The organism is Psychrobacter faecalis (assembly GCF_016107575.1).
GTDB classification, from domain to species: Bacteria; Pseudomonadota; Gammaproteobacteria; order Pseudomonadales; family Moraxellaceae; genus Psychrobacter; species Psychrobacter faecalis.
The window spans coordinates 129507-142904 of the sequence record NZ_JABAST010000001.1 but is presented as its reverse complement, the minus strand read 5'-3'; the positions used below and the strand labels follow the sequence as shown (position 1 = coordinate 142904).

The window sequence follows — 13398 nt, the reverse complement described above, 5'->3', positions numbered from 1 at the left end:
ATGGTGCAACACCTCTCGGAGGTCGTTATTGTAATTGATGGTGATTAATTTGTCACCTATTGGCTGCGGAAAATCGTAAGTGCTTGCGTCATAAAAAAGGCCATCGATCGATAGCCTTGATTATTTATATATAAGTTCTGGTTCTTACCAAATAAGCTTAAAACCAGTTATAGGTGAGTGAGGTGAAGAAGTTGATACCATCTTGGTTGTAACGTGAACCATATTCCCCAAAAATTTCATTAGTTGAGTAATCTACGTTAGTTAAGTTGTTGATGCGGCTTGTCCATGTTAGATTTGGGCTAAGGTAATAATTACCACTAATATTAAGTAGTGTATAGTCATCCATAAAAGTACTATTGTCTGCTGAGTTATGTATCTTGCCAATATACTCGGCTTCGGTACGAATATCGAAATCAGTTGCTTGATAGCCTACGTAAATAAGCCCAGTATGCTCAGGACGAAATACTAACTGTTTACCTTTATTGACTTCCGAACGATTTTCGGCATTTGTATATGTATAATGTCCACCAAATAGAACATTACTCAATTGCCAGTCCGAGGTGAAGCTATAGCCTGACAGTTTAGCTTCATCCACGTTACGTGCTTGGAATTTTCCAGTAGCTTCGTCAAATTCATTGTTAATGAGATTATCAACATCACCATTAAAGCCAGTTAACCGTGTATTTTGAAAATTGGTGTTTGATTCAACAAATAACTCTATGTTTTTGCTTTTCTCAACTTTTAAATCTTCATTCGGTACATAATATGAGCTTTCAACGTATAAGTCATTTAAAGAAGGTGATTTATATCCCGTAGCGAAGCTTGTACCAATACGCAGGTTAGGCATTAGTTTAAAAGCATAGCCTAAACCAAACGTGGTTTCATCATCAAATTGAGAATTATCATCAAAACGTACATTCGCTTGAAAGTCGTGTCTACTTTCATTAACTTGATAGCCCAAAAAACCACTATTTATTTTACGTTCATTAATTTTATAGCTATCGACTCCGTTAGCAGGCGTATTATCATTGATGTCTACTTCTTGCTTTAGCCATTCCCCACCAGCCTGTACTTGTCCTATAGGTAACTGATAGGTGGTTAACAAGTTAACCTGTTTCTGTTTGGTTTCAAATTCATCACCAACTTTATTATCCAACTTATCCAAACTCTGACCTGCTGATAAGCGTACTGTCAGCTTATCGTTTTCGTATTGTGAAAATGCGGATACAGCACCGTTTTCCTGCTCGATTTCTGCATCGGCGCTATTATTAAAATCATCAAATTCAGTCGTTGATTTGGCAAAAAGACCTGTTGCACCAATGCTAATATTTTGTGTTAGAGGAATGCTTGCATTTAGTGCAAAGTTATTGCTTTTAAAGCCATCATCATCTTTATTATTACCAGATTGGTATTCAAGGGCACTAATTCCCTTAGTTTGGTTACGACTAGCCGATAGGCTAAGTTTGCTGCCTTGAGCACTTGCAAACTGTGCACTAGCACCGTAAACGTAATGATCGTGTGAACCAACGCCAGCAATGACAGAAAAGTTGCTTTGTTGAACATCGCTACCTTTAGTGAAAATTTGAACAACTCCGCCCATGGCATCAGAGCCATAAATACTAGAGCCTGATGCTCCGTATAGTATTTCAATGCGATCAATCTGGCTTGTTGGTAATAATGCTAAAGCAGGCTGACCTGTGGACATTGAGCCATAGCGTACGCCATCAAGTAATATCAGTACACGTTTGCTATCATAACCACGCACATAAAAGTTACTACTGCTACCCATGCCACCATCTTGCTTAATACTAAAACCAGGCTGGCGCTTTAAAACTTCTAATACTGTCTGACCTTGATAACGTTGTAGCTCTTCTTTATCAATCACGCGAGTTTGGGCAATGACATTACTGGTCTTAGTTGGCGTCCGCGTCGCCGTCACGACAATTTTATCAAGCTCAACTTGTGGCAGCTCGCTGTGATTGATAACGCTACTATCAACAGTCGCTGCTGTGGCACTCATAGCATATACGCCTAAAGCACTTAAGATACATAACCGCAGATAGGTGGTCGAAGATGAACGTGATAAAGCCATATTGAATTCCAAAATTGAATGACAAGTTGAACAAAGTAAAAAGTTACAGAAGCGAGAGCCTAAAAGTAAAAAATTACAAAAAGTAATACGAATATTACATAAGGTTATTATCTATAAAACCAGCACATTTATAAACTACTTTGTCCTAATATTTATTCAGCATACGCTGAGTGGTGCTCATGATGAACGAGGAGTTTGTCTAGGTTGCTTCGCTATCTCTAGTATTTTTTTAGCTCTTTCAATGAGCATCAACTGCATTAAAAGCAGGTCCTATTCTAAACGGTAATAAAAACATGCAATCAAACGCATTGCTGTGATTAATAATTGCTATTATAGTGGCAAATTTCATTTATTTTTTTGTGCTGCCATTCATAAAGTTAAGAGGTTTGTTTTGTCTATTCAGCGTCATCTGAGTGCTCGTACTGCGACATCTTCATCATTTACATCTTCAAAAACAAAAACGCCGCTCATGATAACGGTGTTTTTGTTTGCGATGATAGTGAGTGCATTAAGCGCCATTTTTTCACATGGTGCGCTTGCTGCCGAAGCCAGTATATTGGGCGTGGGTGGTCAAACTGAAGAGGTGGCCAACACTTCGACCCCTGATTCTTTCGGACGTGACACGCCGCGCCATACTGTACAAGGCTTTATTAAAGCATTGGGCGATAACGACTATCTGCTGGCCAGTAATTATCTAAATTTATCCAAGTCTGATAATCCAACCACTGTGGTGCGCCAATTTAAGCAAGCACTCGATGCGGGCGGGCGTTTTCAGCCTGATTTGCAAATTAACAATACGCCTGAGGGAAATTTAAGCGATCAGCTACCGCCAAGCCAAGAAAACGTCGGCGTGATTAATGTGGGTGATAAGAGCGTGCCGCTGGTGCTCGAAAGAGTAGCCTCTAAGCAAGGCGAGCAATATTGGCAGTTTTCAAACGATACCCTAAGCTCGATACCAGAAGTGATAGAGAATTATCAGCCGACGCTGGTTTCGCGCTACACCATTGACTCATTAGATGGTAAAAAGCTATTTGGTTATCAGATTTCTGATATATTGGCGGCATTAGCCATTATAGTCAGTAGTTTTATTTTTACTTACATCGTGGTTTGGCTGCTCTATTATTTATTAAAACTGATTTATCCTCGCCTACGAGGTGAGACGTTACCTTTACCTAATAATGTGATATTGCCACTGACCGTCGTTATCACGGCGCTGATATTGGCCGAGGTGATGGTATATGCCGGTATATCAGTGACACTGCGTGAACCAATTAAGCGCTTTACCGACATTGCCTCTTGGGTAGCGACGACATGGCTATTACTGCGGGTTATTGATTCTATATTTACCCGTGCGGTCAATTTAAGTTATAAGAAAAACTATACCGAGCGAGTTTCTATCTTGGGTTTGATGCGCAAGGTGGTCAAAGCGCTATTATTAATCTTTGCGGTTATTGTCATTTTTGGAAATTTAGGATTTGATTTGACCACAGGGATTGCCGCATTAGGGGTCGGTGGTTTAGCCTTGGCACTAGGTGCGCAAAAGACGATTGAGAACTTGGTCGGCAGTGTGGTGGTGGTGGCAGATTCGCCAGTACGCATCGGCGACTATTGTAGCTTCGGCAACCAAGCAGGTACGGTGATTGATATTGGTATTCGTTCATCACGGGTGCGCACACTGAACCGGACGATTGTGACGGTGCCTAACAGTGATTTTTCATCGATGCAAATTGAAAACTATACCTCGCGGGATATGTTTCACTTTTTGCATAACTTATATATCAAACGCAATGCGGATATCGATGTGGTCTTTAAGATGGTCAAAAAATTAGATCAATTTTTGGACGAGCACGAGCTGACCAATCAGGAGTGGAATCAGGCCAATATTTCAGAGCTGCGCCAAGACTGCTACGTCATTCAACTGCGCGCTTATATTAATGCTGTCGACTCGATAGAGTTTTATCGTAAGCAAGATGACTTGTTGGTCGACGTGTTGACCCTGGTTAAAAAATACGATGTCGAGCATGCGCTGCCAACGCAGCAGCTGATTGTCAATCAAGCCGAGCTTGAGCCACAACCTCAGCTAGAAACCGTGACTGATGATTCGATAAACGAAGTAGTGGACGCAAGTGATGCGAGTGAAGCAGACACTGATGCCAATACCCATCCTGCTGATGAGCAAAAGGCGCTTGATTTAAATAAAAACGCTGACAGTGCGACGAGTGAAAAAGAGGCTCGTAAAGACACCACTAAAAAGCAAAAACTACAAAGGCATAAACATCGTCTGTTAAAAAAAGGTAAGTTTAAACACGCCAAAAAGAAATTTGGTTTTTCTATATGGAATCAGCCTTAATATTTTGTGTGGTTATTTTGCTTAAGGTTTATTGAACGTTTTATTTATAAAGCTATGGCTTATAAAGGGATAGCAGTTTTTTGACGTAAAAAACCATAATATTGCCATAACAATAAGCTGGCAGCGCTACGGTGCGGTGACCAATCTTGGGTCAGGTTTTTTAATTGTTTTGGCGTTGGGCGCTCTTCTAAATCTAACAATTCCATCGCTGCGACTTTAATGGCTAGATCATCAACTGCCAGCACATCAGCGCGCTGTAACGAAAATAGCAGATACATCTCAGCGGTCCAGCGTCCAATGCCAACCACAGCAGTCAGGGTATCGATAACGTCGTCGTCGGGTAGGGTTGTTAAGGCAGCAAAATCTATATCGTGCTCGACCAAAGAGCGCGTATAACGAATTTTTTGCTTAGAGAGCCCCTGCGCCCGTAAATCCTCGTCTGTCGCTGCCCGAATCGCTGATGGCGTCGTCAAACCTGCCTCTACCAAGCGTTGCCATATACTGGCTGCCGCTGCGACTGATAACTGCTGTCCAACCATCGCTCTCATTATTTGCGTAAAGCCGCCCGCGTTATGGCGTAAATCAGGCACACCCACTTGCTCATAAACAGGCGCAAATCTTGGTTCGAGAGCAATCAAAGCGTTGATATGTGCTTTTAATTCTTGTTTGTTTTCGATGATTTGTATATTCATAGAGAAATCACTTACTAAAAAATATGCAGCAAAATGATAGGAAGATTTATCAAAGCGCGACTACAAAACGAGAGGGTGAACCTTTGATATAAAAAAGGACTGCATGGTGGCAGTCCTTTTTTTCGATCTATAATTTTATTCTTTATCGGTCTTGGTCTTTTTAAGTAGTACCAGTACCGCACCATTGCCACCATCTTTCGGCGGAGCCGAGCAAAATGCCAGTACTTCTGGCAGTTGACGTAACCAACCATTGACGCAGGTTTTTAAAATAGCCTCAGAACCTTTACCATGGACGATTTTTACCACAGTTTCATTGTTTTGCTTGGCTTGGCTGAGCAGTTGGGTCATTGCATCGCGCGCTTCTTCAATGGTGCAACCATGGATGTCTACCGCATCATACCAGCGTAGCTTACCTTTTTTAAGCTGATCAAAGATTTTGTTTTGTAAGGTCGGCTGCTTATAAGACAAATAAGCTTCGCCGGCGACAGGATTTAATAGCGCTTGCATATCTGACAAGCCTGCGCCCAAATCACCAGCTTCGCTCCCTTGAGCAGCCGCACGTTTTGAAAGCGTTGCAGCGTCAGGCTTACCTGCTTTAGAGGCGTTGGCAGGTGTGCGCACGTTTTTGTCTTTTAGCTGGTTGACGCCATGCATCGCTTGCATAAATAGCACTTTATCGTCGTCGATATGTTCGCTATCTAATTGCTTGACCGTTTTTTTGACTTGTTTTTGGGTCAAGAGTGAGACAGGTTCGGTTGGCTTTTCATTTTCACCTTCTGGTGAATTGGTATCGCGACCTTTACTCAGTTGCCCTTTAAGTTCTTTTAATTGGTCTTGCATTTCTTTTGAAAATAGAGAGTTTGACATAATAATTAACGTATCGTTGGTGAGTGAATGAGTGATTTAATGATTTATATCGTACATAAAATAGATGTGGTTTACTTTACGCCTGTGCTGCGACGCTCGCAAGTAAGGATTGTAACGCTTGCCCTGGATGCTCGGTCTTCATAAACTGCTCGCCGATTAAAAAGTGCTGAATATCATGATTGAGCATCAGACGAATATCATGGCTGCTATGAATGCCACTTTCGGTGACAATAAGCGGCCGTTCTAGACGGTCATTAGGATTGGCAGCGAGGGCATCATCGATAGCTAATTCGCGCAGCAGGGTGTTTTTTAAATCAAGCGTCGTTTGTAAGTCGACATAAAAGGTATTTAAATCGCGATTATTAATACCGTAAATATTATGCGCTGAACGTGGCAACTGTAGCGCACGCTCAAGCTCATCTGCTGTATGAACTTCAATCAACACATCCATACCCAGCTCAATGCTTAGCGCATGCAGCTCTTGTACTTGCGCGTCATCAAGACAGGCCATAATCAATAAAATACAATCAGCGCCCATTAAGTAAGATTGGTAAATCTGATAAATATCTACCATAAAATCTTTGCGCAATATCGGCAAGCTGCAAGATTCGCGCGCTTGGATTAAGTAGCTGTCATCTCCTTGGAAATAATCACGGTCGGTGAGCACCGACAGACAACTGGCTCCCGCTTGTTCGTATTGCTTAGCAAATTCTGCAGGCGCAAAGTTATGATTAATAATTCCTTTAGACGGCGAGGCTTTCTTAATCTCCGCAATGACACCAATATCGGCGCTGCGTAAAGCATTGGCAAAACCGCGACGGGGCTTTGTATCAGCAGCAACTTGAGACTTTAATGCCTCAAGCGATACTGCCGCCCGAGCAGCAGCAACTTCCTCATGTTTGGTGGCGACGATACGCTGCAACACTGAAGGAATCGCGGTGTCTGATTTTGGCTTGGCGGTCATGGCTATATTCCGTTATTTGGTAAAAAAATTAGGGTAATAAATTAAGGCTGCATACATAGTTGCGATTAATAAGGTTATGAGCCACGTATTTCTTATTAATTTTAGGCATTTAGCTTATTAAGCTTGGTCAGCTAATTGCTGCGTATATTTGGCTAAGTCATCAAGCTTAATCAAAGCGTCACCATTTTGAATGACTTTTTGGGCGCGGCTCACGCCATTCGGATAGTTGCTGGCAAGTCCTGCGGTATATATCGCAGCTCCGGCATTTAAGGCAATCATATCACGGGCTTTTAGAACAGCGCGGTCATTAGTATCTTCACCTGATAAAGCGGCACGAATCAGCTCAAGACTCTGTGATGGGGAATCGACATCAAGGCCAATTAAGGTTTGTGACTCGACACCCGCATCTTCTGGCATCATCTCATAAACAGAGATTTCACCGTCTTTTAACTCGGCTACCGTGGTTGAAGTTGCAAGACTGATTTCATCCAAACCATCTTTGGCACCGACCACCATTACATGACGCGCGCCCAGATTTTTCATCACTTTTGCCAAAGGCTCACATAACTGGGCGGTAAAGACGCCGATGACCAGATTTGGCGTGCCAGCAGGGTTGGTCAGTGGACCTAAGATATTAAAAATCGTCCGCGCTTTTAACTCACGGCGTACCGGATTGGCGTAACGCATTGCGCTATGGTGGTTGGGTGCAAATAAGAAGCCAATCCCTTGATTCTCAATACACTGCTGCGCTTGCTCTGGTGTCAAGGTTAGGCTAATACCGGCTTGCTCAAGTAAGTCTGAGCTACCAGATTTGGTCGAAACGCCGCGGTTACCATGCTTCGCAACTTGTGCCCCTGCTGCGGCTGCGACCAAGGCAGCGGCTGTCGATACGTTAAATAAGTTAGCGCCATCGCCGCCAGTACCGACGATATCGACCATATAATGACAGTCTTTTGGGCTGATATTGGCAGCTAAGTCACGCATCGCACTGGCTGAAGCCGTAATCTCATCGATGGATTCGCCTTTCATCCGCAGGCCCGTCAAAATCGCGCCCATCATGGCATCGCTGCATCTGCCTTGCATGATGATGAGCATGACTTGATACATCTCATCAAAGGTCAAATCAATATGCTGAAAAATCCTGCCTAATGCGGTGGTCAGAAGCTTATGAATACTCTCATCTGGCAGCTGATTGATGCTCTCAGCATTTTGCAGGCTTTGCTTATCTTGATTCATGATTGATTTTTTGTCCTGCATAGCGGCAGCGGTCATAATATTCTCACTTATTATTATCTTTTATAGTTGTCGTTTAAATACATTCATTGGATTAAAAAGTGGGTTCGTCTTTTAAAGCGCTTATCCTACTTTTGGTAAATTATCTGAGGACAAAACTGCTAATTGATGCGTTTGTAAAAAGTTATTCAGTAGCTGATAACCCGCTTCGCTTAAAATCGACTCAGGATGAAACTGTACGCCCTCAATTGCAAACTCGCGGTGACGAATGCCCATAATTTCTTCGATATTGCCATCAGCATTTTGAGTCCAAGCGCTAACTTCAAAGCAGTCGGGTAAGCTTGCCTGCTCAATCACCAATGAGTGATAACGGGTAAACTGGGCTGGATTTGGCAAGTTGGTAAAAGCGCCTTGACCATTATGATAAATAGCCGATAACCGCCCATGCATGACTGCACTTGCTTTGACGATTTTACCGCCAAAGGCTTGGCCGATTGCCTGATGACCCAAGCAAATGCCTAATATCGGGATAATGCCTTTAAAGGTCGCAATCACCTCTAGCGAGATACCAGCACTGTCAGGGTCACAGGGGCCGGGACCAATAACAATGGCATCTGGCGCAAGTGCTTTAATCTCATCAATACTGATTTCATCGTTGTGCCAAACTCTGATGTCCTGCTGCAATTCACCGAAGTACTGTACAATATTGTAGGTAAAGCTGTCGTAATTATCGATCATCAAAATCATTATTTGTTCAACTTAGTCTTTTTAACTTTAACTTAGTGTCTTGAGCTTGGTGTTTTTAGCTTAGTATCTTTGACTTAATAGGTTCAACAGCGATGTGATTTTAAACGCTGTTATCTTAACACTATTTCGTTATCTATCAAACGTAGCGCCGTTGCACGCTGATAGCAATAAATGCCCTATAGAGGTGCATTACTAAGTTAAAACTTCTAAAGTTTGCACTGTTATGGGACGTTATTTAATATATTAATCTTTGAGTTTGCTAGCTAGACATAATAATTGCTATGCAAATAACGCTTTAATATAAAAGATTTATATTATGTAAATGTTTGTATTTATTATAAATAATTATTACTTTCAGCTTTTGGAAGTTTTAAAAACTTGATGGCTCGAAGATGAGTTGGCATGGTAGCTGCAATTCTTATAGGTGTGAATAGCTCGCTATTAAAGCGATGTAATATTATTTACCAAGATGCATTTGAAGAGTTCAGCATTATCGGCCAGATGTTGCTAAAATAGCACCTGCATTTATTTGGCTCATAAAAATACTTAAAGCTTAACGCCAGAAAATCAGCTGCGCTTTAAGCAAAAAATAACTTTTAAAAAAACTTTCCGTCTAAAATTTTCATTCCACGTTTCAATTTTATTACCACGATAACCATAAAGGAAACTTTCCATGTCGAACAAATTACTTGATCTTATCGAATCATCCAACGCTAAATGGGTTGATTTTCGTTTTACTGATACCCGCGGTAAAGAGCAACACATGACTTTCCCAGCGCACAGCGTTGATGAAGAAGTGATGGAAGATGGCAAAATGTTCGACGGCTCATCGATTGCTGGCTGGAAGGGTATTGAAGCCTCAGATATGATTTTGCGTCCTGACCCAGAAACTGCCTTTATCGACCCATTCTTTGACGCAGTTACTGTGGTGGTGACTTGTGACATCATCGAGCCATCAACGCTACAAGGCTACGACCGTGATCCGCGCTCTATTGCTCGCCGTGCCGAAGAATACTTAAAATCAACGGGTATTGGTGATACCGCTTTTTTTGGTCCTGAGCCTGAGTTCTTTGTTTTTGACGAAGTAAAATGGTCGGTTAATATGTCTGGTGTTAGCCATGAAATCGTCGCTGAAGAAGCCGCTTGGTCAACCAATAAAGCCTATGAATGGGGCAACATGGGGCACCGTCCACGCGTCAAAGGCGGCTATGTACCAGTACCACCGGTTGATAGCTCACAAGACATGCGTGCAGTGATGTGCGAGCGTATCGAAGATATGATTGGCGAAGGTTGTATCGAAGTCCATCATCATGAAGTGACTCCTTGCCAGTTAGAGATTGGCGTGGCTTTTAATACCTTGGTTCGTAAAGCAGACGAAGTACAAAAGCTAAAGTATGCCGTCCATAACGTCGCCCATCAATTTGGCAAAACCGCCACCTTTATGCCAAAACCTATCGTTGGTGATAACGGTTCTGGTATGCACGTGCATATTTCTATCTCAAAAGACGGCGTCAATACTTTCTCAGGTGATGAATATGCGGGCTTGTCAGAAACCGCACTATACTTTATCGGTGGTATTATCAAACATGCCCGTGCTTTAAATGCCATTACCAACCCATCGACCAACAGCTATAAGCGTCTTGTGCCGCATTATGAAGCGCCTATCAAGCTTGCGTACTCAGCGTCTAACCGCTCGGCGTCTATCCGTATCCCGCACGTTAGTAGCCCAAAAGCGGTACGTGTTGAAGCGCGTTTCCCTGACCCAGCAGCCAATCCATACCTAGCGTTTGCGGCGTTATTGATGGCAGGTCTTGACGGTATTCAAAACAAAATGCATCCAGGCGAAGCCGCTGATAAAAACTTATATGACTTACCGCCAGAAGAAGAAGCACTCATTCCAACGGTTGCTGAAAACTTAGAGGTGGCACTACAAGCGTTAAAAGATGACCATGAGTTCTTATTAAAAGGCGATGTGTTTACTAAAGAGATGCTAGAAGCTTACATCGCGCTGAAACAAGAAGAAGTGCAGCGCGTCAATATCACCGTACATCCTGTTGAGTTTGATTTGTACTATAGCTGCTAATTAATAATTAATAGGCTCAATTGTTTTAAATAAGAAAAACCAGCTAAATTATATTTAGCTGGTTTTTTGCGGGTAATTAAAGTGGACGTTTAATTGTTAAATTTAGTGTGTAGTCATTGCTGATTTAATGGCAAAAATATCGCATAATGGTTGCATCTATATATTAATAACAAATTGCTTTAGGCTGATTGACTATGAGCTCATCATTAAAAAGTACTGTTTTTTTAAATAAAGGGTTGTCGCTAAGCCTATTAACAGGTTTGATTATCAGCACCGCCAGTCTTTACGCGCCGATGACAAATGCCGCTGCTATTTATAAAGTTGTCGATGAAAAGACCGGTCAAGTGACCTTTACCGACCGTCCGCAAAACTACGAACAGCAGGCTGGCAAACAAATTAGCCAAACCAGCGTCATGACTGGCAGCGACAGTGTGGGTGCAAATAGTTCTAGTCAAACCAACAATGCCAACAATCAGCCTGTCAATACTACTCAAGCACCTGCTGCTAACACAACTGGCACCACTGCTAATAGTGACACAACCGCTAATAAAGCGCCCATTAATTATCAGCTGACGATAACAGAGCCTAGCGAAGAGCGGGCGTATCATCGTCCGGTACAAAGCATCGATGTCAAGGTGCAAGTAAAACCAGCACTACAAGCAGGCGATAGCGTGAGCATTTACTTAGATGGTAACGAAGTGGCGCAGGGTTTGAGCGCTTCGATTGCCACCGTTGATATTCTACCGGGTGCGCATAATATCAAAGCGGTGATAAAAAATAAAAAAGGGCAGGTAGCAAAACAGGTCGAGCGTACCGTTTATGTCATTCAAAATACCCAAACCTTGCAAAAAAAGAAGAAATTAGCAGAGCAGCTGTTGGCGTATCAGCGCCTACCTTGGCACCAAAAAGTGTTATTAAAACTGCGTCAAGATGGCAAGCAGCCCAATATGTTGTCATTTACTAAGCCAATAGCTGATAAACCCATGACCCTTGAAGAACCGATAAAGAAATAACCTTGAATCTCTTGATTAAGTGTTAATAATAAAAATATAGCTGTAAAATAAGGGCAGTCGCTGAATCAGTGGCTGCCCTTATTGTTAAAAACCATTTTTTATAACCGTCGTTATCTTATTTAGACAACTCAATCGTGCCATTGGCAGTGACTGAAATGGTACTATTGCCCGATTCAAAATTTTGGCTTGGGACAGCGCTATCCATAGCAGCTGATTCGGCTCTCATGCTATACATAGGGCGAGGGTAATTATTATTGTTGGTATTTAAGTTAACGTTTACCACACGATAGCCGCGCGCATCCCATGCACGGGTCAGGTTTTTAGCCTGCTGCTGAAAGGCGCGTGAAGCATCGGTCATAAGCTTTTGTTCGAGCGCATCTTTTTTAGCATCTGAAACCCCAAAGTTTAGATTCTCCATGACTAAGGTTTGCTGTAAGTCTGCAATCAGCTGGCTGGTGGCGACAAAGTCCGTACTCTTTAAGTCGATACTTGCTTGTCCTGTCCAACCAATGATTTTGTCATTTTTGTCGTAGCGCGGATAGGTGCGCTGCTGGCCAGTACTGACTGTCACGCTCGGGTAGCGTTTGGCGATTTTCATCGCGTTATTGATCGAAGTATTAAGCGTGGTCGCTAGCTTTTTAGCATCTGATGCTTGCGCTTTTTTATACATAGTGGCGCGAACTTCGTCGTTCTGGACTTCCTCTTTGACTTCTGTCTGAAAGGTCAGCTGATCATAACCTGTGGGTTCTGCATGGGCGCTACCCATCATCGCTGTTAGTAGGGCGGCGGTACCCGTAGCAAGTGCGGCTTTGTTCATCCAAGTGTTTTTCATGGTTATCTCCTAATTATTGCTCGTAATGGTCATCATAGTCGTATGAGGGATATGATCAGAAAACTCATTCTCATATGAGTATTTTTTGTATTGTTTTTTATGCAACATACCCTGACTAAAATAGCAAAAAATCAACAATTTGCTATGAGAATTTTGTGATTTAAGTTGCTGTTTAGATTTGGCCGCATCGTCGCTTGCACGTAGTACTGATAAGGTTGTTTATCGCCTAAAGCAAACAGTTTGACAATGGGGGTTGTAATAATAAAAAAATCTTGTATAATCTGCAACTGGTGGCTCCATTGGTAGCCTCGCAACATTGTTCTATGAATCCCGCCAGGACCGGAAGGTAGCAACGGTAATAGTTATAATGTGTGCCGAGGATGTGCTGATGGAGTCGCTTTTTTTTGCCTAAAATTTGCTGATAGTCCTGCTATATCGCTTTAAACGAGTCAAACCTCATAATAAGCCCTTCATTGTAAAGGGCTTTTTTTTCGCCTGCATTTCGTCTGATTTTAAACTTCAAAC

General features: G+C 42.4%; 10 protein-coding genes and 1 other RNA gene. 4 read left to right on the top strand and 7 right to left on the bottom strand.

Translation table 11 applies throughout. From position 1 onward, the window contains the following. Positions 1–157: 157 nt before the first annotated feature. Positions 158–2092, bottom strand: coding sequence for a TonB-dependent receptor plug domain-containing protein (locus JFC07_RS00545; RefSeq protein WP_198327818.1), 1935 nt, complete (start codon positions 2090–2092; stop codon positions 158–160). A gap of 391 nt (positions 2093–2483) precedes the next feature. On the opposite strand from JFC07_RS00545, the gene JFC07_RS00540 reads away from it, so the two are divergent. Then, positions 2484–4442, top strand: a complete 1959-nt coding sequence (locus tag JFC07_RS00540) for a mechanosensitive ion channel family protein (RefSeq protein WP_227678161.1) — start codon at positions 2484–2486, stop codon at positions 4440–4442. A 59-nt stretch (positions 4443–4501) separates the two neighbouring features. On the opposite strand, the gene JFC07_RS00535 is transcribed toward JFC07_RS00540, so the two are convergent. The 5 genes from JFC07_RS00535 to JFC07_RS00515 all read right to left on the bottom strand — a co-directional run bounded on the left by JFC07_RS00535 (position 4502) and on the right by JFC07_RS00515 (position 8945). Then, positions 4502–5134 carry a DNA-3-methyladenine glycosylase family protein gene (locus JFC07_RS00535; RefSeq protein WP_198327817.1) on the bottom strand — a complete coding sequence of 211 codons (633 nt, stop codon included), beginning with the start codon at positions 5132–5134 and terminating at the stop codon, positions 4502–4504. Between the two features lie 135 nt (positions 5135–5269). After that, positions 5270–6001 (bottom strand): Smr/MutS family protein, encoded by a 732-nt coding sequence (locus tag JFC07_RS00530; RefSeq protein ID WP_144296233.1) that lies wholly within the window; start codon positions 5999–6001, stop codon positions 5270–5272. 76 nt (positions 6002–6077) lie between these two features. Next, entirely contained in the window at positions 6078–6965 is an 888-nt protein-coding gene (gene trpC, locus JFC07_RS00525; RefSeq protein WP_198327816.1) for an indole-3-glycerol phosphate synthase TrpC, read from the bottom strand. A gap of 117 nt (positions 6966–7082) precedes the next feature. Then, entirely contained in the window at positions 7083–8201 is a 1119-nt protein-coding gene (gene trpD, locus JFC07_RS00520) for an anthranilate phosphoribosyltransferase (RefSeq protein WP_102076347.1), read from the bottom strand. 120 nt (positions 8202–8321) lie between these two features. After that, positions 8322–8945: an anthranilate synthase component II gene (locus tag JFC07_RS00515; RefSeq protein ID WP_102076345.1), complete on the bottom strand. Its 624-nt coding sequence runs from the start codon at positions 8943–8945 to the stop codon at positions 8322–8324. Between the two features lie 673 nt (positions 8946–9618). Between JFC07_RS00515 and glnA the strand changes: the two genes are divergently transcribed. Further along, on the top strand, positions 9619–11028 hold the full coding sequence (gene glnA, locus JFC07_RS00510) for a type I glutamate--ammonia ligase (RefSeq protein WP_068405236.1): 1410 nt from the start codon (positions 9619–9621) through the stop codon (positions 11026–11028). A 194-nt stretch (positions 11029–11222) separates the two neighbouring features. Then, complete coding sequence (locus JFC07_RS00505) at positions 11223–12041, top strand: DUF4124 domain-containing protein (RefSeq protein ID WP_198327815.1); 819 nt, start codon at positions 11223–11225, stop codon at positions 12039–12041. Positions 12042–12156: 115 nt separating this feature from the next. Here the strand turns inward: JFC07_RS00505 and JFC07_RS00500 are convergent, their stop codons facing one another. Then, positions 12157–12873: an SIMPL domain-containing protein gene (locus tag JFC07_RS00500; RefSeq protein ID WP_198327814.1), complete on the bottom strand. Its 717-nt coding sequence runs from the start codon at positions 12871–12873 to the stop codon at positions 12157–12159. Positions 12874–13170: 297 nt separating this feature from the next. On the opposite strand from JFC07_RS00500, the gene ffs reads away from it, so the two are divergent. After that, positions 13171–13267: signal recognition particle sRNA small type (gene ffs, locus JFC07_RS00495), an RNA gene on the top strand. The last annotated feature ends 131 nt before the right edge of the window (positions 13268–13398 follow it).